Origin of the sequence: Streptomyces sp. F63, from assembly GCF_018070345.1 — a bacterium.
Taxonomy (GTDB): domain Bacteria; phylum Actinomycetota; class Actinomycetes; order Streptomycetales; family Streptomycetaceae; genus Streptomyces.
The window spans coordinates 258203-279400 of record NZ_JAGPXX010000002.1 but is presented as its reverse complement, the minus strand read 5'-3'; the positions used below and the strand labels follow the sequence as shown (position 1 = coordinate 279400).

The 21198-nt window shown below is 73.7% G+C and carries 16 protein-coding genes and 1 pseudogene; 9 read left to right on the top strand and 8 right to left on the bottom strand.

Annotated features, from left to right (window positions below; genetic code table 11):
* Positions 1-19 precede the first annotated feature (19 nt).
* Positions 20-1531, top strand: a complete 1512-nt coding sequence (locus tag KBZ10_RS03285) for a S28 family serine protease (protein WP_210985930.1) — start codon at positions 20-22, stop codon at positions 1529-1531.
* 123 nt (positions 1532-1654) lie between these two features.
* On the opposite strand, the gene KBZ10_RS03280 is transcribed toward KBZ10_RS03285, so the two are convergent.
* Together KBZ10_RS03280 and KBZ10_RS03275 are read right to left on the bottom strand one after the other, a co-directional pair.
* The gene (locus tag KBZ10_RS03280) at positions 1655-2338 is read right to left on the bottom strand and encodes a hypothetical protein (RefSeq protein ID WP_210985929.1); all 684 of its coding nucleotides are present in this window, start codon (positions 2336-2338) and stop codon (positions 1655-1657) included.
* Between the two features lie 113 nt (positions 2339-2451).
* Entirely contained in the window at positions 2452-4308 is a 1857-nt protein-coding gene (locus KBZ10_RS03275; protein ID WP_210985928.1) for a glycoside hydrolase family 3 protein, read from the bottom strand.
* Positions 4309-4605: 297 nt separating this feature from the next.
* Between KBZ10_RS03275 and KBZ10_RS29100 the strand changes: the two are divergent.
* Positions 4606-4836 (top strand): annotated as a pseudogene (locus tag KBZ10_RS29100) (EamA family transporter); the annotation flags it as partial.
* A 61-nt stretch (positions 4837-4897) separates the two neighbouring features.
* Here the strand turns inward: KBZ10_RS29100 and KBZ10_RS29095 are convergent.
* Both KBZ10_RS29095 and KBZ10_RS03265 read right to left on the bottom strand, forming a co-directional pair.
* Positions 4898-5722 carry a sugar phosphate isomerase/epimerase family protein gene (locus KBZ10_RS29095; protein WP_307847165.1) on the bottom strand — a complete coding sequence of 275 codons (825 nt, stop codon included), beginning with the start codon at positions 5720-5722 and terminating at the stop codon, positions 4898-4900.
* Between the two features lie 387 nt (positions 5723-6109).
* A complete protein-coding gene (locus KBZ10_RS03265) occupies positions 6110-7165 on the bottom strand; it encodes a LacI family DNA-binding transcriptional regulator (protein ID WP_210985927.1) in 1056 nt (351 codons plus the stop codon).
* A gap of 248 nt (positions 7166-7413) precedes the next feature.
* Between KBZ10_RS03265 and KBZ10_RS03260 the strand changes: the two genes are divergently transcribed.
* From KBZ10_RS03260 to KBZ10_RS03240, 5 genes are all read left to right on the top strand, one after another.
* Positions 7414-8349, top strand: a complete 936-nt coding sequence (locus KBZ10_RS03260) for a PmoA family protein (protein WP_210985926.1) — start codon at positions 7414-7416, stop codon at positions 8347-8349.
* Positions 8350-8558: 209 nt separating this feature from the next.
* Positions 8559-9710 (top strand): Gfo/Idh/MocA family protein, encoded by a 1152-nt coding sequence (locus KBZ10_RS03255; protein ID WP_210985925.1) that lies wholly within the window; start codon positions 8559-8561, stop codon positions 9708-9710.
* Positions 9707-10885 carry a dihydrodipicolinate synthase family protein gene (locus KBZ10_RS03250; protein WP_210985924.1) on the top strand — a complete coding sequence of 393 codons (1179 nt, stop codon included), beginning with the start codon at positions 9707-9709 and terminating at the stop codon, positions 10883-10885. Before KBZ10_RS03255 ends, KBZ10_RS03250 begins: the two co-directional genes overlap by 4 nt.
* The gene (locus KBZ10_RS03245; RefSeq protein WP_210985923.1) at positions 10882-11712 is read left to right on the top strand and encodes a sugar phosphate isomerase/epimerase; all 831 of its coding nucleotides are present in this window, start codon (positions 10882-10884) and stop codon (positions 11710-11712) included. The genes KBZ10_RS03250 and KBZ10_RS03245 overlap by 4 nt, the downstream gene beginning before the upstream one ends.
* Positions 11713-11895: 183 nt before the next feature.
* On the top strand, positions 11896-12420 hold the full coding sequence (locus tag KBZ10_RS03240) for an ATP-binding protein (protein WP_210985922.1): 525 nt from the start codon (positions 11896-11898) through the stop codon (positions 12418-12420).
* A gap of 46 nt (positions 12421-12466) precedes the next feature.
* Here KBZ10_RS03240 and KBZ10_RS03235 read toward each other — a convergent pair whose 3' ends face one another.
* Both KBZ10_RS03235 and KBZ10_RS03230 read right to left on the bottom strand, forming a co-directional pair.
* Positions 12467-12616, bottom strand: a complete 150-nt coding sequence (locus KBZ10_RS03235) for a hypothetical protein (protein WP_210985921.1) — start codon at positions 12614-12616, stop codon at positions 12467-12469.
* Between the two features lie 293 nt (positions 12617-12909).
* The gene (locus tag KBZ10_RS03230) at positions 12910-13872 is read right to left on the bottom strand and encodes a ribokinase (RefSeq protein WP_210985920.1); all 963 of its coding nucleotides are present in this window, start codon (positions 13870-13872) and stop codon (positions 12910-12912) included.
* A gap of 223 nt (positions 13873-14095) precedes the next feature.
* Between KBZ10_RS03230 and KBZ10_RS03225 the strand changes: the two genes are divergently transcribed.
* On the top strand, positions 14096-16306 hold the full coding sequence (locus KBZ10_RS03225) for an ATP-dependent RecD-like DNA helicase (RefSeq protein WP_210985919.1): 2211 nt from the start codon (positions 14096-14098) through the stop codon (positions 16304-16306).
* A 179-nt stretch (positions 16307-16485) separates the two neighbouring features.
* Positions 16486-17775, top strand: a complete 1290-nt coding sequence (locus KBZ10_RS03220) for a citrate synthase (RefSeq protein ID WP_210985918.1) — start codon at positions 16486-16488, stop codon at positions 17773-17775.
* Positions 17776-18404: 629 nt separating this feature from the next.
* Here KBZ10_RS03220 and KBZ10_RS03215 read toward each other — a convergent pair.
* Positions 18405-20765, bottom strand: a complete 2361-nt coding sequence (locus tag KBZ10_RS03215; protein ID WP_210985917.1) for a cation-translocating P-type ATPase — start codon at positions 20763-20765, stop codon at positions 18405-18407.
* Positions 20766-20852: 87 nt separating this feature from the next.
* Positions 20853-21068 (bottom strand): heavy-metal-associated domain-containing protein, encoded by a 216-nt coding sequence (locus tag KBZ10_RS03210; RefSeq protein WP_210985916.1) that lies wholly within the window; start codon positions 21066-21068, stop codon positions 20853-20855.
* Between the last annotated feature and the right edge of the window lie 130 nt (positions 21069-21198).

Here is a 21198-nt window from a genome sequence, read left to right as displayed (position 1 = left end):
GCGAACTCGGGGAGGGCGGATGCGCAAGGCGTTGACGTGGCTGCCGGCGCTGGCGGTGTTCCTGGGCACCCTGGGCACCGGAACGGCGCCGGCCGCCGCGAACACGGCCACGGAGGCCGCCGGCACGGGCACGACGCGCGCCGCGGGCACCCCCGGCGGCACCGGCGGCACCGACGGCGCCCGCGGCACCGAACGCACCGAACCGGCCGACATCAAGGACCGGATCCTCGCGATCCGGGGCATGAGCCTGGTGGAGGAGAAGCCGGTCGACGGCTACCGGTTCTTCGTCCTGCGGTACACCCAGCCGGTGGACCACCGCCGCCCGTACCTCGGCACCTTCCGGCAGCGGCTCACGCTGCTGCACAAGGACACCAGCCGGCCGGTGGTCTTCCACACCTCCGGCTACCACGTCTCCCCCCGGCCGGGCCGCAGCGAGCCCACCCGCATCGTGGACGGCAACCAGGTCTCCCTGGAGTACCGCTACTTCAGCCCCTCCCGTCCCGATCCGGCCGACTGGTCCAGGCTGGACATCCGGCAGGCCGCCGACGACCAGCACCGCCTCTTCCGGGCCCTCAAGCGGATCTACCGCGCCAACTGGCTGTCCACCGGCGGCAGCAAGGGCGGCATGACCGCCACCTACTACCGCCGCTTCCACCCGGACGACATGGACGGCACCATCGCCTACGTCGCACCCAACGACGTCCGCAACCGCGAGGACTCCGCCTACGACCGCTTCTTCGAACAGGTCTCCACACCGGAGTGCCGGGCCGCGCTGAACGCCGTCCAGCGCGAGGTCCTCGTCCGCCGCGACGAGATCGTCCGGCGCTATGAGGACTGGGCCCGCGAGAACGGAGCCACCTTCACCACGGTCGGCAGCGCCGACAAGGCGTACGAGAACGTCGTCCTCGACCTGGTCTGGGCCTTCTGGCAGTACCGGACGGAGGCGGACTGCGCCGAGGTGCCCGAGCCCACGGCCTCCACCGGCACCCTCTACACCTTCGTCGACGAGGTGTCCGGCTTCTCCTTCTACACCGACCAGGTCCTCGCCGACTACGCGCCGTACTTCTACCAGGCCGGGACCGAACTGGGCTGGCCCTCCTTTCGCACCCCGCACCTGGACGGCCTGCTCCGCCACCCGGGCATCTACCAGCCGCGCAGCTACGTTCCCCGCGACATCCCGATGCGCTGGCGGGGCCGGGTGATGGACGACATCGACCGCTGGGTGCGCCACCGTGCGGAGCGGATGCTCTTCGTCTACGGCGAGAACGACCCGTGGGGCGCGGAGCGGTTCCGCCCCGGCAAGGGCGCGCGCGACGCGTACGTCTTCACCGCGCCCGGTGCCAACCACGGGGCGAACATCGCCGGACTGGCGGAGGAGGAACGGGACAAGGCCACCGCCGAAGTCCTGGAGTGGGCGGGCGTGGCGCCCGCCGCCGTCCGCCGCGACGCCTCGAAGGCCGAACCGCTGGCCGAGCGGGACGCGCGGCTCGACCGGAAACCCGTCGAAGCGCGGAACGCCCTGCGGCCGTAGGCGCGGCCCGGAACGGCCGTACGGCACCGCGGTCCACGGAGCGGCCGTACGGCACGGGTGGGCGCCGGGCTGACGGCGGCGCCCGCCCGGGGCCCGCCGGGACGGGAATCTCCCGCCCGGGGCTCAGAGACGCCGGGCGCAGCCGGTGGGCTTGTCGCCGCCCAGCCGGACGTACAGGTCCGTGGACGTGGGGCAGGCGGAGCGCTTGGCGACCGCCTTGATTACCTTGAACTCCGGTGCGGGCACGGCGGATTCGGCACAGGAGACCTCCCGGACCTCGTTCTTCCGGGTCAGCCGGACGCAGTCGCCCGCGATCGTGCGCGGGCCGCCACCGCCGCCCGGGTCGCCGGGGTGCGGCGGCTCCAGGTTGCGCATGCAGGCGTAGCCGCGCCGGGCATCGGAGCCGCCGTCGCCGGTATCGCCGACGCCGTCCGGGCGCTCGGTGATGTGCAGCAGGAAGTCCGTACGGGCCGGGCAGACCGGCCCGTCCTCGGTCCCGCCGTGGAAGCGGAGCAGCACCTTGGCCACGGCGCGCTCGCTGCCGCACGGCACCTCGTCGAAGGACTGACGGCCGCGGGTGCTGCACTCGCCCTCGGCCAGGAAGACCACGTTCAGCAGGGACGGGCTCGGGCCGGCCCCGGCCCCGTCCCCGGGGCCGGCGGTGCGGCCGCCGCCGGAGGGGTCCGGCTGCCCGCAGGCGGCGGCGAGGACGAGCGGAAGGGCGAGCAGGACACCCGCCGCGGCACGGCGCGTCCCTCGCGCCGTCCGTGCCGCCGCCGGTGTCCCGCTCTGTCGTCTCGCGCGCATGGGCTCATCATCCCCCGTCCGCCGGGTGTGGCCCGCGGGGACGGGCACACTCCCGGCGGGAGCGGGGCTTTTACGAGGTCTTGCCCGGGAATGTGCCCCGGCTGGCGCCGGGATCAGTACGACAAGCCGTGGCCGATGGGGTACAGCACCCGGTCCGGGTCGTCCGCGGCGGTGACCGGCACGGGCAGCCGCCCGGTGGGATCGACCCGGCCGGCGATCACCCGGGCGGCGGCGCGCATCTCCCCGTCCGTCCAGGAATAGCTCGCCAGGGAGGCCGCGACCCCGTCGAGCCGGGCGATGTCGTACGGGTTGCGGATGGCCAGCTGGACGACGGGCACGCCGGTCGCCACGAGTTCGGAGACCAGGGTGCGCTGCGGGGACGCGGCGGTCACGTTGTACGTGGCCACCACCACGGCGTCCCGGCCGGCCGCGGCGGCCACGGCCCGGTCGATCAGCTCGCGGGTGGGCGTGATGCCGGTGGAGAGGGCGGTGGCGGAGAAGCCCAGCCCGTCGAGGGTCCGGGCGAGGACGGCGGTGGGCGGCCCGCCGGTGCCGGAAGGGGCGGACGGGTCGGCGCCCACCACCAGCAGGTCGTTCCTCCTGCGGGGGTCGAGGGGCAGGGTGCGGCGGCCGCCGGTCCGCCGGTTGAGGAGCAGCGTGGTGGTGCGGTCGGCGATCCGCTGCGCCGCCCGCTGGTGGGGCGGGATGCCGACGGTGCGGTCGACGCCCGAGGAGGTCACGTAGGGCCGGTCGAACAGGCCGCGGCGCTGCTTGAGCTCCAGGATGCGCAGCAGCGAGGTGTCGACGCGCTCCTCGCTGATGTCGCCGCTCTCCACGGCCGCCAGCACGGCGTTGTAGGCGAGCCGGAAGTCCGGCGGGTTGAGGAGCTGGTCGGCTCCGGCCTGGAGGGCGAGCACCGGCACCCGGTCGTCGCCGTACTTCTGCCGGACGCCCGCCATGTCGAGGGCATCGGTCACCACCACCCCGTCGTAGCCGAGGCGCTCCCGCAGGATGCCGGTGAGGATCGGACGGGAGAGGGTCGCCGGGTCCTCCGCCGGGTCGAGGGCGGGGACGACCAGGTGCGCCGTCATGATCGAGTCGACGCCGGCGGCGATGGCGGCGCGGAACGGCGGCGCGTCGAGCCGCTGCCACTCCTCCTCGCTGTGGGTGATGACCGGCAGGCCGGTGTGACTGTCCGTGTGGGTGTCGCCGTGGCCCGGGAAGTGCTTGGCGGTGGCCGCGACGCAGGCGCTCTGGTAGCCCCTCACCTGGGCGGCGACCAGCCGGGCGACGGCCTCCGGATCGGCGCCGAAGGACCGTACGCCGATGACCGGGTTGGCCGGGTTGACGTTGACGTCGGCGACCGGCGCGTAGTCCTGGCGGATGCCCATGGCGGCCAGTTCCGAACCGGAGATGAACGCGGCCTTCCGGGCGTCCTCGCGCGAGCCGTCCGCGCCCAGCGCCATCGCGCCGGGCAGCAGCGTGGCGGGTGCGCCCACGCGGGCCACGAGGCCGTGTTCCTGGTCGGTGGAGATGAGCAGGGGGACCGGGGTGGGCTGGGCGAGGCCGGCGCGCTGGATGCCGTTGGAGAGGCGGGCGATCTGGTGCGGGTCGCGGACGTTGTGCGCCCAGGCGAAGTAGATGATGCCGCCGACGTGGTACTCGGAGATCAGTTCGGCCGCGGTGGAGACCCCGATCTCCTTGCGGTTGGCGGCGGCGTCGGCCGGGTCCGGGTCGGTCGCGGAGTGCCCGTGGACCCGCATGACGAACAGCTGGCCGACCTTCTCCCGCAGGCTCATCCCGGAGATGAGGCGGCGGAGTCTCGTCCGGTCGACCGGGTGGTGCCCCGGCCGGCGGGCGGCTTCGCCGGCCGGGCCGGCGGCGGAGACCTCGCCGGCGCCGGTGGCGGTGAGTGCCGCCGCCACGGCGGCGGCGGTGAGCAGGGTGCGGCGGGACGGGGAGTGGTGCACGGTGCGCTCCTTCCGTACGGAGGTGGGGTGCCGGTGCGGGAAGGCCCGTGGCCGCCGCGGTCCCCGGTGGCCGGCGGGGGCGTGCCCGGGAGAGCGGCCGGTGCGAGAGGCGGGACGGGGCCGGTGCCGGAGCGGGCGGGCAGAAGGGTGGGACGGCTGACGGTCCGGCGGACTGACGGCACGACAGGTGAAGGAAACTTCCAGCTGTCAACGGATATCCGGAAAGTTTCCGCCAGTCAATGGGCCGTGCGCCCCATGGGCCCGTACGGGTCGCGGCACGCGCGCGGCGAGGACCGCGGCGCCGGGGCGATCCTCTACGTCGCCTGGTGCGCCACCGTGTTCGGTTTCGGGGCCCGGGGCTTCCTGCTCCGCCGGTATCCCGCCTCGTCCGTCGCCCCGTTCTCCCTGCTGGTGCCGGTCTTCGGGATGTCCTCCGCGGCACTGCTGCTCGACGAGGACGTCAGCGCGCTGCGGTGGTGTGCCGCTGTGCTGCTGGTCGGCGGACTGGCCGTCACCTCGTTCGGCGGGCGCGCCGGGCCGGATCGGCGGAGTGGCGGCCGGAGCCGCGGCGGCCGGAGCGGCGGTCTCCTCAGGCGGACTGGGTCAGCAGCCCCAGCAGGTGATCGCGGGCCGGCGCCAGCAGCCCCGGCAGGTCCGGAGCCCGCGGGTACCAGCGCTTCTCGTACTCCCAGCACAGCCAGCCCTCGCCCGCGTCCGGACGGGTCTCCGCCGAGTCCTGCCGGGTGAGCAGGTCCACGCACTCGGCGAGGGGCAGCGCGCCCGCGCCGAGCGGCAGCGGGCTGGTGTCCTCGACCGACGCGATGTCCTTGACCTGGACGTAACGGAGGTGCGGGGCGAGCACGGCGTACGTCGTCTCCGGGTCCTCGCCGGCCAGCCAGGGGTGCATCACGTCCCAGACCGCGCCGACGGACGCATGCCCGACCAGGCCCAGCACACGCGCCGCGTCGGCGCCCCGGCGGTGCGAGTCGTGGGTCTCCAGGAGGAGGCTGACGCCCAGGTCGGCGGCGCGCGGGGCGGCGGCCCCGAGCCGGCGGGCGGCGGCCGCGTCGGCCTCCTCCGTCGTGGGCTGGTCCACCCCACCGGGGAACACCCGTACGTAGGGGGCACCCAGGTCGTGCGCGAGGGCGAGCAGACCGTGCAGTTCGTCGACGACCGTCTCGTCGTCACCGGGCGCCGCGACGCGGCTGTAGCCGGCGGCGCTCAGCACGCGCACCCCGGCGTCCTGGAAGCGGCGCACGACCTCCTTGCGGACGTCGGCGCCCACTCCGGGGTGCACCGGCTCGTCGGGGTGGACGCGCAGTTCCACGCCATGGAAGCCGTTGTCCGCGGCGAGCCGCGCCACCTCGGGGATCTCCATGCCGGGGACACCGAGGGTCGAGAAGGCGAGTCGCACGGGAGGGCTCCTGGGGTGTGTCGGTCGGGTGGGTCCCCGCCGGTGCCGCGTGGGGCGGTGCCGGCGGGCCGTCTGCGTCCGTACCGCCACCCTGCCGGGTTCGCACGGACACCAGCCGAGTGCCCAAAGTCGGCGCGGACATGCCGAAGGGGCCCGTACGGGACCGTCGCGGGCCCCGGCCGAGGGACCGCGCGGCGGTCGGACCGCCCGCCGGCCGGGTAGTACGGCACGGGACGGACCGGTACGGACCGGTACGGGACGCGTGCGCGGCCGGGGCGACGGCGCGCGCGGCCGGGAGGGCGGCCGGCCGCCCCGGCCGGAGGCCCGCACCTCACGGAGCCGAGGGGCGCCCGGACCCGCACCGCCCAGGGCGCCGGTCCGGCCCGGTCAGCGCGGCGGGGCGGTCGAGGCCCGGGCCATGAGCTCGGCCCGGACGGTGGCCACACCGCCGGGCGGGGCCGTCTCGCGGTCCATCGCCAGCCGCCCCGCGCGGGCCCCGGCGTCCTGGAGCGGCAGGCGTACGGTCGTCAGCGCGGGCACGGCGTCCGCGCTGAAGGGGAGGTCGTCGAAGCCGGCCACGGAGACGTCCTCGGGGATCCGCAGTCCCCGGTCGCGCAGCGCGGCGAAGGCTCCGAGGGCGATGGTGTCGTTCGCGGCCACGACGGCCGTCATATCCGGCTCCCTGCGCAGCAGTTCGAGGGTGGCGTCGTAGCCGGAGGCGCGGTCGAAGGACCCGTGCACGGTCAGCCGCTCCGATCCCTCGGTGAGTCCGGCGGCGGCGAGGGCGGCGCGGTGGCCCTCCAGCCGGTGCCGGGTGGTCGTCCGGTCCGGTGGCCCGGTCACGTAGCCGATGCGGCGGTGGCCCAGGGCGAGCAGGTGTTCGGTCAGCCGCTGGGCGCCGCCCCGGTTGTCGAAGGCCAGGGTGGTCACGGCCGGCTCTCCGTCCCCGCTGTGCGGCAGCGGCGGCCGGCCGCAGAGGACGACGCGGGTGCCCGCGGCGGTCAGCCGTCCGAGCTTGGCCGCCACGGCGGCGGTGTGGTCCGCGCCCTCGGCGGCGCCGCCGGTGACGACCACGGCGGCGGCCCGCTGGCGCTGGAGCAGCGTGAGATACGTGAGCTCCCGTTCCGGGGAGCCGCCGGTGTTGCACACGACGGCGAGCTTCCCCCCGGCCCCGGGGAGACCGGCGATCTCCGACTGCACGGCCCCGGCGATGATCCCGAAGAAGGGGTCGGCGATGTCGTTGACGAGGATGCCGACCAGGTCGGAGGTGGCCGCGGCGAGGGCGCTGGCCGGCCCGTTCACCACGTAGTCCAGCTCGTTCACCGCCCGCAGCACCCGTGCCCGGGTGGCCTCGGAGACCGGGTAGTTGCCGCTGAGCACTCTGGAGACCGTGGCCGAGGAGACCTTGGCGTGCGCCGCCACATCCGCCAGAGTCACTGCCATCTGTTCCTCCGTGTCGCCGCCGGACGGTGCGGGACCTTCCGTTCGATCCCCCCGGGCATGTTCTCACCCGCGCGTGCCGCGGAGCACCGGGCCGGTGGGCTGCCGCCCGCAGTCTTGTCCACCGCTGTGCGCTCTGCCTAGGGTCCCTTCTGCGGAAAGCGCTTTCTCAGATGCTTTCCCGAGCGTCTTTCCGTCGCTTCCGTCCGCAGCCCCGCCGGTCGCCCCGGCGTCACACCCCTCGGAGAACGATGAGCGCGCCCCTCACCGTGACGCACGTCCACGGCGAACGGATCTCCGTCGCCTGCGGTGGCGTCGAACTGATGGCCTACGTCTACCGCCCCGACCCCGAGCCGTACGAGTCGCCCAAACCGTACGTCCACCCGCTGCGCACCCTCGCCGGGCGCGCCGTCACCGGCTACCGGCCCAACGACCACCGCTGGCACAAGGGCCTCCAGATGACGGCCAGCCATCTCTCCCACCAGAACTTCTGGGGTGGCAACTCCTACCTCCGGGGCCGCGGTTACCGGCGCATCCCCGAGCGGGTCGGGTCCATGCGGCACGACGGCTTCGACCGCGTCGGGGCGGACGGCGGCCGGATGTCCTTCACCGAGCGGCTGACCTGGGTCGCGCACGGGGGAGAGGAGTGGGCGCGGGAATCGCGGACCGTCGCCGCGCACTCCGCCGACCCGGCCGCGGGCTGCTGGGCGCTCGACTGGTCGACCCGGCTCACCAATATCCGCACGGCACCCCTGGAGTTCGGTTCGCCGACCACGGCCGGCCGGGACATGGCGGGCTACACCGGTCTGCACTGGCGCGGCCCGCGGGACCTCACCGGCGGTGACGTGCTCGGCCCGGACGGTCGCGGCGGCCGAGGGGAGGCCGGGGCCGCCGCCATGATGGGCACCGCCGCGCCCTGGCTGGCCTTCACCGGCGAGCACGACGCCGTCGACGCGCACAGCACGCTGGTCTTCGCGCACGCGCCGGAGAACGACCGGGCGATCCACGCCTCGCACTGGTTCGTCCGCTCCGAGCCGGCCCCGAGCGTCGCCTTCTCCTGGGCATTCTTCGAGGAGTTCACCCTGCCGCCGGGGGAGAGCTTCGGCTACCGCTACCGGCTGCTGATCGCCGACGGGGCGTGGGGCCGGGGCCGCGTCGAGGAGCACCTGGCGGCGCTGGACTGGTGAGCGGGCGCGGGGAGGCCGCCGAAGTCCCGCTGATGGGGAACAGGTGTCCGATCGCGGTGGCCGTGCCGGTCGGCTGTCTTGTGGGAGGCCGTGCGGGCCGGTTAGCGTCAGGCGTAGTAAGCGCTTGCTGTCGCTCCCGTGCAGGATGACGCCGCACAGGGGCGGGCCGCGCGGGGCGGTGGGGCAGGGGCGGGAGAGAGGACGGTCGAGTGACACGCACGACGGTACGCATCGCCATGAACGGGGTGACCGGCCGGATGGGCTACCGGCAGCACCTGCTGCGCTCGGTGCTCGCTCTCCGCGAGCAGGGCGGCCTGGAACTGGACGACGGGACGGTCATCTGGCCGGAACCCGTGCTCGTCGGCCGCCGCGAGCACGCTCTGCGGGCCATCGCCGAGCGGCACGGCCTGGAGCACTGGACCACCGACCTCGACGGCGTCCTCGCCGACCCGGCCACCGACGTCTACTTCGACGCGCAGCTCACCTCCGCCCGCGAGGCGGCCGTACGGAAGGCGATCGCCGCCGGCAAGCACGTCTACTGCGAGAAGCCGGCCGCCGGGGACCTCGGCGGGGCCCTGGAGCTGGCACGGCTCGCGCGGGACGCCGGGGTCAAGCACGGCGTCGTCCAGGACAAGATCTTCCTCCCCGGCCTGCGCAAGCTGAAGCGGCTGGCCGACGGCGGATTCTTCGGCGAGATCCTCTCGGTCCGGGGCGAGTTCGGCTACTGGGTGTTCGAGGGCGACTGGCAGCCCGCGCAGCGCCCCTCCTGGAACTACCGCGTGCAGGACGGGGGCGGAATCGTCATGGACATGTTCCCGCACTGGGAGTACGTGCTGCACGAGCTGTTCGGGCCGGTGCGCAGTGTGCAGGCCGAGGTGGTCACGCACATCCCGCGCCGCTGGGACGAGCGCGGCAAGCCCTACGAGGCGACGGCCGACGACGCCGCCTACGGCATCTTCCGCCTGGCCGGCGGCGCCGTCGCGCAGATCAACTCCTCCTGGGCGGTGCGCGTTCACCGCGACGAACTGGTCGAGTTCCAGGTCGACGGCACGGAGGGCTCGGCCGTCGCCGGGCTGCGCGGCTGCCGCGCGCAGCACCGGTCGGCCACCCCGAAGCCCGTGTGGAACCCCGATCTGCCGGCGGCCGAGCCCTTCCGGGCGCAGTGGCAGGAGGTGCCGGACAACGAGGAGTTCGGCAACGGCTTCAGGACCCAGTGGGAGCTGTTCCTGCGCCATGTGGTGCTGGACGAGCCCTGGAGCTGGGACCTCCTCGCCGGGGCGCGCGGGGTGCAGCTCGCCGAACTCGGCCTGCGGTCGGCTGCCCAGGGCCGCCGCCTCGACGTGCCGGAGCTGACGCTGTGACCCTCCGCCTGCCCGCCGCCGGGGGCGCGCTCCGGGCGTACGAGCCGCGCCGCGAGCCCGCCCCGGCCGTGCACGCGCGGGGCGCGCGGAGCCCGCAGGGCGCCCCGCGGTCCCGTATCGTCCACGCCGCCGCGCACGTCGTCGCCGACCCCTTCGCGGACACCGCGCCGGACGGCCCGGCGGCCGTCGACTGGGAGGCCACCCTCGCCTTCCGGCGCCACCTCTGGTCGCACGGCCTCGGGGTCGCCGAGGCCATGGACACCGCACAGCGCGGCATGGGCCTGGACTGGCCGCGCGCCGCCGAGCTGATCCGCCGCTCCGCCGCCGAGGCGCGGGCCGCGGGCGGCCGGATCGTCTGCGGCGCGGGCACCGACCAGCTCACCGCGCCCGGTGCCGGCCCGGCCGCCGTGCGCGCCGCATACGAGGAACAGCTCGCGGTGGTCGAGGCATCGGGCGCGGGAGCCGTGCTGATGGCGTCCCGCGCCCTGGCCGCCGCCGCCCGCGGCCCGGAGGACTACCTGGAGCTCTACGGGCAGCTGCTGCGGCAGGCCCGGGAGCCGGTCATCCTGCACTGGCTCGGCCCCATGTTCGACCCGGCGCTGGAGGGTTACTGGGGCAGCGCGGACCTCGACACCGCGACGGACACCTTCCTCGACGTGATCGCCGCCCATCCGGACAAGGTGGACGGGGTGAAGGTGTCCCTGCTGGACGCCGGCCGCGAGACCGCCCTGCGCCGGCGGCTGCCGGACGGCGTCCGCTGCTACACCGGCGACGACTTCCACTACCCCGGACTCATCGCCGGTGACGGACACGGCTTCAGCCACGCGCTGCTGGGCGTCTTCGACCCCCTCGCCCCGCTCGCCGCCGAGGCGGTGCGCGTCCTGGACACCGGGGACACCGCCGGTTTCCGCGCTCTCCTCGACCCCACCGTCCCGCTCTCCCGCCACCTCTTCACCGCTCCGACCCGCCACTACAAGACCGGTGTGGTCCTGCTGGCCTGGCTCGCGGGCCACCAGGCGCACTTCACCATGGTCGGCGGCCTCCAGTCGGCCCGCTCGCTGCCGCACCTGGCCCGGGCCTACGAACTGGCGGACGGGCTCGGCCTGTTCCCGGACCCGGAGCTGGCGGAGCACCGGATGCGCACTCTCCTCACCCTCCACGGAGTCGCCCCGTGAACGGCCTGGACCGCTTCAGCCTCAACCAGGAGACCATCCGCCAGTGGTCGCTCCCCGAACTGGCCGCGGGGTGCGCCGAGGCGGGCGTACGGAGCGTGGGGCTGTGGCGCGCGCCGGTGCGGGCGTACGGAGTGGAGCGCGCGGCGCGGCTCATGCGCGAGGCGGGCCTGACGGTCAGCAGCCTCTGCCGGGGCGGCTTCCTCACCGCCACCGACCCGGCGGAACGGGCCGCGGCGCTCGCCGACAACCGCGCCGCCGTGGACGAGGCCGCCGCCCTGGGCACCGGCACCCTCGTCCTGGTGTGCGGCGGACTGCCGGAGGGGAACCGTGATCTGCGCGCGGCGCGGGAACGGATCGCCGACGCGCTGGCCGAACTGGTGCCCTACGCCGCCGAACGCGGGGTGCGGCCGGCCATCGAACCCCTGCACCCCATGTTCGCCTCGGACCGGTGCGTGGTCTCCACCCTGGCCCAGGCGCTCGACCTGGCCGAGCGCTTCCCCGCCGACCGGATGGGCGTCGTGGTGGACACGTACCACCTGTGGTGGGACGACACCGTGCCCGAACTGATCGACCGCGCGGGCGCGTCGGGCCGCATCGCCGCCTTTCAGCTCGCCGACTGGGTGACGCCCCTGCCCGAGGGCGCGCTGCTCGGCCGGGGCCAACTCGGCGACGGCTGTGTCGATCTCCGCGGATTTCGCGCACGGGTGGACGCGGCGGGCTACGGCGGTCCCGTGGAGGTGGAGATCTTCAACCCGGCGCTGTGGGCGCGCGACGGCGCGGAGGTGCTGGCGGAGACCGCGGAGCGCTATCGCCGGCTGGTGGGGTAGGGCCGGGCCGGCGCCCCGTGCGGGCGTGGGCCCGAGGCCGGTCCGGGTGGCCGTTTATGACGGCTCGTCAACCTCCGCCCGGGGCGACACAGCCGTCCGGAGGGATCTTCCGGGCGCTCGCTGGGTACAGCAGGTAGCGAACTGATCGCGCAGAGCGACGGTATTCGGAAAGGTGCCACCTGCATGACGGAGACAAGCGACCGGACCGGCGGCGTAGAGAACCGTTTCCCGCGCCACCCCCGCAGTGTGGGGCGGGCCCGCGCCGCCTTGCGGACCCAGTTGTCGGCCTGGGGCGTGAAAGGGGACGCGGCGGACAGCGCGGAACTGCTGATCTCCGAACTGATGACCAACGCCGTGCGGCACGCGCGCGTGCCGCACGGACGGGAGATCGAGGCGCGCTTCGAGCTGACCGGACGACTGCTGCGGCTGGAGGTCTCGGACGCGAGCGACCGGCTGCCCGTTCCCGCGCAGGCGGGGGCGGACGCGGAGGGCGGCCGGGGACTGGCCCTGGTGGCGGCGCTGTCGTACGACTGGGGCATTCGGCCCCGCGAGGGCGTCGGCAAGTGCGTCTGGGCGTTGCTCGAACTGGCGGGCGGCCCCCGGCCCGTGACCGTCCCGGCCTCCGTCCGGACCCTTTCCCGGCACCCGGCCGCACCCGGGAGACCGGGGCCGGCCGCGGACGCCGGTACCGGGAGCCGGAGTCGCTAGTGCCGTGACCGGGAAGGTTCACCGGCTCGCCGTCCCGGTCACAGCGCTAGCGCCGCCTGCCCCGCCGCCGGGCGAGTGCCGCCGCCGCTACGGGGATCCCGGTGTTGAGGGCGCGGGTGACCCGGGAGGCGGGAATGCCGGTCTTCTTGGAGACGGCCCGGGCCACGGGATCGGTGATCTTCCGGAGAAACATCATGTCCTCCACGGTACGTCCGGCCGCGACCACGGGCATACGGGCAGCTCACAGCGGGCGCGGGGACCGGCGCCGGAAGAAGGGGGGAATAGCTATGAAAAGCTGTGCAACCCTTTCCGGGCCCGGGCTGTCGTACTCGGTGTCGGGCTTCCCGGGGGGAGATCTGGGGGGATTTGCAGGGGGGACCGTCGTGGGGGGGATCCGAGGGTGCCCGGTCCGTCGACCGGGCACCCTCGATATGGTTCACCGGCCTTTCCGGCCCGGGCCGTCACCTCTCGCCCGTCACCTCTCGCCCGTCACCCCTCGTACGGCGGCGGGGCGTCCGGGGGTGCGGCACCCCGCGGCGCCTCGGGCAGTACGGCCAGATCCGCGGCCCGCGGGAAGGAACTCTGCGCCCCGGCGCGGGTGCAGGCGGCGGAGCCGACCCGGACCGCGTACCGCACGGCCGTCTCCAGCCCGTCGCCCCTACCGAGCCGCCAGGCCAGGGCCCCCGTGAACGCGTCGCCCGCCCCGGTGGTGTCCACCACCGGCACCCGCGGCGCGGGCACCGTCACCACGCCGTGCCGGTCGGCGGCCAGCGCGCCGGCCGGGCCCAGGGTGACCACCACCGAACGCGGCCCGCGGGAGAGCAGCGCGGAGGCCCAGACGGCCGGCTCGTCCGCCTCGGCGGACGGGTGGCCGGAGAGCAGGGCCAGCGCCTCGTGCTCATTGACGACGAGGGGATCGCAGGCGGCGAGGACCTGCGGCGGCATCTGCGCGGGAGGTGAGGCGTTGAGCACCAGCCGGGCGCCCGGGGCGCGCGAGCGCACCGCCTCCGCCACGGCCGCCATGGGGATCTCCAGTTGCGCCGAGACGACCCGGGCCGAGGCCAGCAGGCTGCCGGCCGCCCGGATGTCCCCCGGACCCAGACGGGCGTTGGCGCCCGGGGAGACAATGATGCTGTTGTCGCCCGCTCCGTCCACCGTGATGACCGCGACCCCCGTCGGTTCCCCGCCGACGAGGACCCCCACCGTGTCGACGCCCGCCGCCCGCTGCGCATCGAGCAGCAACCGCCCGTACGCGTCGCCGCCGACCCGGGCCAGCAGGGCGGTGCGCGCTCCGAGGCGCGCGGCGGCGACGGCCTGGTTGGCGCCCTTGCCACCGGGGTGGACGGCCAGGTCGGAGCCGAGCACCGTCTCCCCCGCCGCCGGGCGCCGGTCGACTCCGATCACGAGATCGGCGTTGGCCGAGCCCACGACCAGCAGGTCGTAGCCATGCATGCGTTGTCTCCCCCTCTGCCGGAGGCCGCCCGGGCGGGTGGGACGGCTGCGTTCTGCCGGTCCGTCGGTTCGTCGGTACGGTCAGCTTGACCGATTCCGGGGGCCGTTGGGGGCAAGTCGCCGGGAACGGGCCCGTTCCGCGCCGTCCGGACGCGTCCGGCGGAGTGGTCCCGGTTGTCCACAGGCCGTCCGCCGTGTCGGAGGTCGGCGGTACCGTCACGGCATGGCACAGCTGTCGGTGGTCGAGGGGGTCCTGGAGCGGATCACCTACGCGAACGAGGAGAACGGCTACACGGTCGCCCGGGTCGACACCGGGCGCGGCGCCGGCGATCTGCTGACGGTCGTCGGTTCGCTGCTCGGCGCGCAGCCCGGCGAGTCACTGCGCATGGAGGGCCGCTGGGGCTCCCACCCGCAGTACGGCAAGCAGTTCACCGTCGAGAACTACACCACCGTGCTCCCCGCCACCGTTCAGGGCATCCGCCGCTATCTGGGCTCCGGGCTGATCAAGGGGATCGGGCCGCGGATCGCCGAGCGGATCGTCGACCACTTCGGGATCGACACCCTCGACGTCATCGAGAAGGAGCCGGGGCGCCTGATCGAGGTGCCGGGGCTGGGCCCCAAGCGCACCAAGCTGATCGGCGCCGCCTGGGAGGAGCAGAAGGCGATCAAGGAGGTGATGGTCTTCCTCCAGGGCGTCGGGGTCTCCACCTCCATCGCCGTACGGATCTACAAGAAGTACGGCGACGCCTCGATCTCCGTGGTGCGCAACCAGCCCTACCGGCTCGCGGCCGATGTCTGGGGCATCGGCTTCCTCACCGCCGACCGCATCGCCCAGGCGGTCGGGATACCGCACGACAGCCCGGACCGCGTCAAGGCCGGGCTCCAGTACGCCCTGTCGCAGTCCTCCGACCAGGGCCACTGCTACCTCCCCGAGGAACAGCTCATCTCGGACGCGGTGAAACTGCTCCAGGTGGACACCGGGCTGGTCATCGACTGCCTGGGGGAGCTGGCGGGCGAGGCGGAGGGCGTCGTCCGGCAGACCGTGCCGGGGCCGGAGGACGGGCAGCCGGTGTCGGCGGTCTATCTGGTGCCGTTCCACCGGGCCGAGATCTCCCTGGCCGGCCAGGTGCTGCGGCTGCTGCGCACCGGGGAGGACCGGATGCCGGCCTTCCGCGGCGTCGACTGGCGGAAGGCGCTGGCCTGGCTGGGGGAGCGGACGGGGGCGGAGCTCGCCCCCGAGCAGGAGCAGGCGGTGCGGCTGGCGCTGACGGAGAAGGTCGCGGTGCTGACCGGCGGGCCCGGCTGCGGCAAGTCCTTCACCGTGCGCTCCGTGGTGGAGCTGGCCCGGGCGAAGCGGGCGAAGGTGGTGCTGGCGGCGCCGACCGGCCGGGCGGCGAAGCGGCTGTCGGAGCTGACGGGCGCCGAGGCCTCCACGGTGCACCGGCTGCTGGAACTGAAGCCGGGCGGGGACGCCGCCTACGACCGGGACCGGCCGCTGGACGCCGATCTGGTCGTCGTCGACGAGGCCTCGATGCTGGATCTGCTGTTGGCCAACAAACTGGTCAAGGCGGTCCCGCCGGGCGCCCACCTGCTGATGGTGGGCGATGTGGACCAGCTGCCCTCGGTGGGGGCGGGGGAGGTGCTGCGGGATCTGCTCGCCCCCGGCAGCCCGGTGCCCGCGGTACGGCTCACCCGGATCTTCCGCCAGGCGCAGCAGTCGGGGGTGGTGACCAACGCGCACCGCATCAACTCCGGCGTTCCGCCGGTCACGCAGGGCCTGCCCGACTTCTTCCTCTTCCCCGAGGAGGATGCGGAGGAGGCCGGCCGCCTCACCGTCGATGTGGTGGCGCGGCGCATCCCCGCGAAGTTCGGGCTGGACCCGCGCCGGGACGTCCAGGTGCTCACCCCCATGCACCGGGGCCCGGCGGGGGCGGGCACGCTCAACGGCCTGCTCCAGCAGGCCGTCACCCCGGCCCGGCCCGATCTGCCGGAGCGGCGCTTCGGCGGCCGGATCTTCCGGGTCGGCGACAAGGTCACCCAGATCCGCAACAACTACGAGAAGGGGGAGAACGGCGTCTTCAACGGCACGGTCGGCGTGGTCACCTCACTCAGCCAGGACGACCAGCGGCTCACCGTCCGCACCGACGAGGACGAGGACATCCCCTACGACTTCGACGAGCTCGACGAGCTGGCGCACGCCTACGCCGTGACGATCCACCGCTCGCAGGGCAGCGAGTACCCGGCCGTGGTGATCCCGGTGACCACCAGCGCCTGGATGATGCTCCAGCGCAATCTGCTCTATACGGCGGTCACCCGGGCCAAGAAACTGGTGGTACTGGTCGGTTCCCGGCGGGCCCTGGGCCAGGCGGTCCGCACCGTCTCGGCCGGCCGGCGCTGCACGGCTCTGGACCACCGGCTCAGTGGCGCGATCTGAATCCTGGACACCGCCTTTCGCGGTCGTGCCGGGAGGAGCAGGATGGGCCCGCACGCGGCACGCCGTGCCACCAATAGGCCTGACGGCCGACCCCGAGTGCACGGCTTCTGGCCATATGGGGGAAGGTAGAGGCAGTCAGGGCACCTCGAAGAAGAGGCACAACGTCGGTGAGGGATGACGTGAGCGACAACTCAGTAGTACTGCGGTACGGGGACGGCGAATACCGGTTCCCCATTGCCGACAGCACTGTCGGTAACAAGGGCTTCGACATCGCGAAGCTCCGCAACCAAACCGGTCTGGTGACCCTGGACAGCGGTTACGGCAACACCGCGGCGTATCAGTCGGCGATCACCTATCTCGACGGTGAGCAGGGCATCCTGCGCTACCGCGGTTACCCGATCGAGCAGCTCGCCGAGCACAGCACCTTCCTCGAGACCGCGTATCTGCTGATCAACGGTGAACTCCCGACGGCCGACCAGCTCGCCGGCTTCCAGAACGAGATCACCCAGCACACGCTGCTGCACGAGGACGTCAAACGCTTCTACGACGGCTTCCCGCGCGACGCGCACCCGATGGCGATGCTGTCCTCCGTGGTCAGCGCGCTGTCCACGTTCTACCAGGACAGCCACAACCCGTTCCATCCGGAGCAGCGCCATCTCTCGACGATCCGGCTGCTGGCCAAGCTGCCCACGATCGCCGCGTACGCGTACAAGAAGTCGATCGGCCACCCGGTCGTCTACCCGCGCAACGATCTCGGCTACGTCGAGAACTTCCTGCGGATGACCTTCTCCGTGCCGGCCGCCGAGTACGAGCTGAACCCGGTCATGGTCAGCGCGCTGGAGAAGCTGCTGATCCTGCACGCCGACCACGAGCAGAACTGCTCGACCTCGACGGTGCGCCTCGTCGGCTCCTCGCAGGCCAACATGTTCGCCTCGATCTCGGCGGGCATCTGCGCGCTGTGGGGTCCGCTGCACGGCGGGGCCAACCAGTCGGTGCTGGAGATGCTGGAGGGGATCCGGGACTCCGGCAACGATGTCGACACCTTCATCCGCAAGGTGAAGAACAAGGAAGACGGTGTGAAGCTCATGGGCTTCGGACACCGTGTCTACAAGAACTTCGACCCCCGGGCGAAGATCATCAAGGCCGCGGCCCACGATGTGCTCGCCTCCCTCGGCAAGTCCGACGAGCTGCTGGACATCGCGCTCAAGCTGGAGGAGCACGCGCTGGCCGACGACTACTTCGTCGAGCGCAAGCTCTACCCCAACGTGGACTTCTACACCGGTCTGATCTACCGGGCCATGGGCTTCCCGACCGAGATGTTCACCGTGCTCTTCGCGCTCGGCCGGCTGCCCGGCTGGATCGCCCAGTGGCACGAGATGATCAAGGAGCCGGGGTCCCGGATCGGCCGCCCGCGCCAGATCTACACGGGCGTCGTGGAACGGGACTTCGTTCCGCTGGAGAAGCGCTGACCGCGGTTACCGCTTTACCGCTTGACCGTTCGACCGGACCCGGGGCGTCCCGGGGGTTCCGGACCGGGGGCCGCCCGCAGCCGTCGCGGGGCGGCCCCCGGTCGTGCGCGCGGGGGCCGCGGGGAGGGCCCGGCGGCCGGCGGTGTGCTCCGGAGTGCTGACCGGCCCCGGAAAAGGTGGAGAGCGCCCCGCGGCCGATCCCCCCACGGGTCGGCCGGCGAAGCGCTCTCCAATCCCGGATCGGATTCCCCCCACGGGATCCGGCCGGGGGTCTGCCCGCCGCGGGATCCCGCGGCCGGAAGCTTCGGCTCGTGCTGCTCTGTTCGATGGTCTCTGGTTGTCTTCGGTTGTCCGGCCGGGGCCGGTTGGTGCCTGCCGGGACGAGCACGTACGGGAGGGCCGCTCAAAGCTCCCCGGGCACGCGCCCCGGCCACGCACGACGGGATCCGTCCCCCAAGACGGGTCCGCCAGGCGGATGCCGCACCCCGCCGGAGGTGTTGCATCGCACGGTTAGACTCACGACCCGCCTCAATGGTTACCCCCGAAGAATGTGATCTGGGTCTCATGCCATAAGGGGCCAATGAGGGCAAGGGCTCCGATAAGGAGATCCGGACGCCGGGGTGAGAGTCTCATGCAGCTTCTGGTGATGCTGTGAAGGAACGCAATCTCAGGCTGTTGGTGACGACGAAAACGGACGAGAAGGCCATCGCGGCCCCGGCGATCATCGGGCTGAGGAGTCCGGCCGCGGCGAGCGGCAGCGCCGCCACGTTGTAGCCGAAGGCCCAGAAGAGATTGCCCTTGATGGTGCGCAGGGTCCGGCGCGAGAGCCGGATCGCGTCCGCCGCCACCCGCGGATCCCCGCGGACCAGAGTCAGATCGGCGGCCTCGATGGCCGCGTCGGTGCCCGTGCCCATCGCCAGCCCCAGATCCGCGGTCGCCAGTGCCGCCGCGTCATTGACCCCGTCACCGACCATGGCGACCGTCCGGCCCTCTTCCCGGAGCCGCCGCACGACCGCCACCTTGTCCTGCGGCAGCACCCCGGCGATCACCTCGTCGATGCCGACGGCGCGGGCCACGGCCTCGGCCACCGCCGGGTGGTCGCCGGTCAGCAGGACGGGAGTGAGCCCCAGGGCGCGCAGCTCCGCGACGGCCCCGGCGCTGCTGTCCTTGACGGTGTCCGCGACCGTCAGCACCCCGGCCGGCCGGCCGTCCACGGTGACCGTGACGGCCGTGCGCCCCGCGGCCCCGGCGGCGTCCCTCGCCGCGGCGAGGGACGCCGGGAGCGCGCCGTCCCCGTCCCCGCCGCGGCCCGGCAGCGGCTCCCGGCCGACGAGCACGGCGCGGCCGCCGACCCGTCCGCGGACACCGAGGCCGGGAACGTTCTCGAAGTCCGTCACGGCGGGCAGGGTGCCGGCCCGCTCGACGGCTCCGGCGGCCACGGCCCGCGCGATCGGGTGCTCCGAGGCGTTCTCCACCGCGCCGGCCAGGCGCAGCAGTTCCTCCTCGGTCACGCCGTCGGCCGGGACGGCCTCGTGCAGCGTCATCCGCCCGGTGGTGACGGTGCCGGTCTTGTCGAGGACCACGGTGTCCACCCGCCGGGTGGACTCCAGCACCTCCGGTCCCTTGATCAGGATGCCGAGCTGGGCGCCGCGCCCCGTACCGACCAGCAGGGCCGTCGGGGTGGCCAGGCCCAGCGCGCACGGGCAGGCGATGATCAGTACGGCGACGGCGGCCGTGAAGGCGGCGGTGGCGCCGCCGCCCGCGAGGAGCCAGGCGGCCAGGGTGCCGAGCGCGATCAGGATGACGACCGGTACGAAGACGGCGGAGATCCGGTCGGCGAGCCGCTGCACCTCGGCCTTGCCGCTCTGCGCCTCCTCGACCAGTGCCGCCATCCGGGACAACTGGGTGTCGGCGCCGACCCGGGTCGCCTCCACGACCAGCCGGCCGCCCGCGTTGACCGTCGCCCCGGTCACGGTGTCGCCGGCCGTCACGTCCACCGGAACCGACTCGCCGGTGAGCATGGAGGCGTCCACGGCGGAACTGCCCTCCACCACGAGACCGTCGGTGGCGATCTTCTCGCCCGGGCGGACCACGAAGCGGGTGCCGACCGTGAGCCGGTCGGCCGCCATCAGCTCCTCCCGCCCGTCCGGGTGGAGCACGGCCACTTCCTTGGCGCCGAGCTCCAGCAGGGCCCGCAGGGCCGCACCCGCGCTGCGCTTGGAACGCGCCTCCAGATAGCGGCCGAGCAGGATGAAGGTCGTCACCCCGGCGGCCACTTCGAGATAGATGGCGGAGGAGGCGTCCGAGCGGGAGACGGCGAGGCTGAACTCGTGCCGCATCCCGTGCATCCCGGCGTCGCCCAGGAACAGCGCCCACAGCGACCAGCCGAAGGCGGCCAGGGTGCCGATGGACACCAGGGTGTCCATGGTGGCGGCGCCGTGCCGCAGGTTCGTCCAGGCGGCGCGGTGGAAGGGGAGCGCGCCCCACACGATGACGGGAGCGGCGAGGGTGAGCGACAGCCACTGCCAGTTGTCGAACTGGAGGGCGGGCACCATCGCCATCAGCACCACGGGAACCGACAGGACGAGGGAGACGAGCAGGCGCTCGTGCAGGGTTTCGAGCTCGGCGCGGTGCCGGTCCGCCGCGCCGCCGGCCGGGGCGGGCGGGCCGCCGGGGGACGCGGCGGGCCCGCTCGCGGCCGCGGGCAGCGAGGGCTCCGGCGCGGGGGGCGGCTCCGGCTTGCGCTCGGCGGTGTAGCCGGTCTTCTCGACGGTGGCGATGAGGTCGCCGACGACGATGCCGTCGGCGAACTCGATCCGCGCCTTCTCGGTGGCGTAGTTCACCGTGGCGGAGACGCCGTCCATGCGGTTGAGCTTCTTCTCGACCCGGGCCGCGCAGGAGGCGCAGGTCATACCGCCGATGGAGAGTTCGACCCGCTGCCGGGGCTCCTCGGGGGCTTCCGGCGGGGTCTGGTGAGCCGTGCTGGTCATGAAGGTCTCCGGGAGGGAGGGCCGGGCCGTGCGGGGACCGCGGTGGCGGAGGGGCACGGCCCGGCGAGGGAAGGGCGGCCGGGCCCGTCAGGCCTGGCCGGCCAGTTCGTAACCGGCCTCGTCGACGGCGGCGCGGACGGCCTCGTGGTCCAGCGGGGCCTCGGAGGTGACGGTGACCAGGCCGGTGGCGGCGACGGCCTTGACGGAGCTGACGCCGTCGAGCGCGGACAGTTCCTCGGTCACCGCTCCCTCGCAGTGACCGCAGGTCATTCCGGTCACCCGGTACGTGGCGGTGGCGCTCATGGTCTTCTCCTCGGGTAGGCGTCTGCGGGGTGGAGGCCGGCAGGGGTGATCGTTGATCGCTTTCCATGCCCGCCGGGGGCTCCACCGGCATCATACCCTATACCCCTAGGGGGTAACTGTTTCCTGTGGC

Coding starts and splice junctions, on each gene's coding strand:
- KBZ10_RS03260 (WP_210985926.1), top strand. CDS start 7,414: ATGAGCGCGCCCCTCACCGTGACGCACGTCCACGGCGAACGGATCTCC.
- KBZ10_RS03210 (WP_210985916.1), bottom strand. CDS start 21,068: ATGAGCGCCACCGCCACGTACCGGGTGACCGGAATGACCTGCGGTCAC.
- KBZ10_RS03235 (WP_210985921.1), bottom strand. CDS start 12,616: ATGATGTTTCTCCGGAAGATCACCGATCCCGTGGCCCGGGCCGTCTCC.
- KBZ10_RS03265 (WP_210985927.1), bottom strand. CDS start 7,165: ATGGCAGTGACTCTGGCGGATGTGGCGGCGCACGCCAAGGTCTCCTCG.
- KBZ10_RS03230 (WP_210985920.1), bottom strand. CDS start 13,872: ATGCATGGCTACGACCTGCTGGTCGTGGGCTCGGCCAACGCCGATCTC.
- KBZ10_RS03240 (WP_210985922.1), top strand. CDS start 11,896: ATGACGGAGACAAGCGACCGGACCGGCGGCGTAGAGAACCGTTTCCCG.
- KBZ10_RS03215 (WP_210985917.1), bottom strand. CDS start 20,765: ATGACCAGCACGGCTCACCAGACCCCGCCGGAAGCCCCCGAGGAGCCC.
- KBZ10_RS03225 (WP_210985919.1), top strand. CDS start 14,096: ATGGCACAGCTGTCGGTGGTCGAGGGGGTCCTGGAGCGGATCACCTAC.
- KBZ10_RS03280 (WP_210985929.1), bottom strand. CDS start 2,338: ATGCGCGCGAGACGACAGAGCGGGACACCGGCGGCGGCACGGACGGCG.
- KBZ10_RS03285 (WP_210985930.1), top strand. CDS start 20: ATGCGCAAGGCGTTGACGTGGCTGCCGGCGCTGGCGGTGTTCCTGGGC.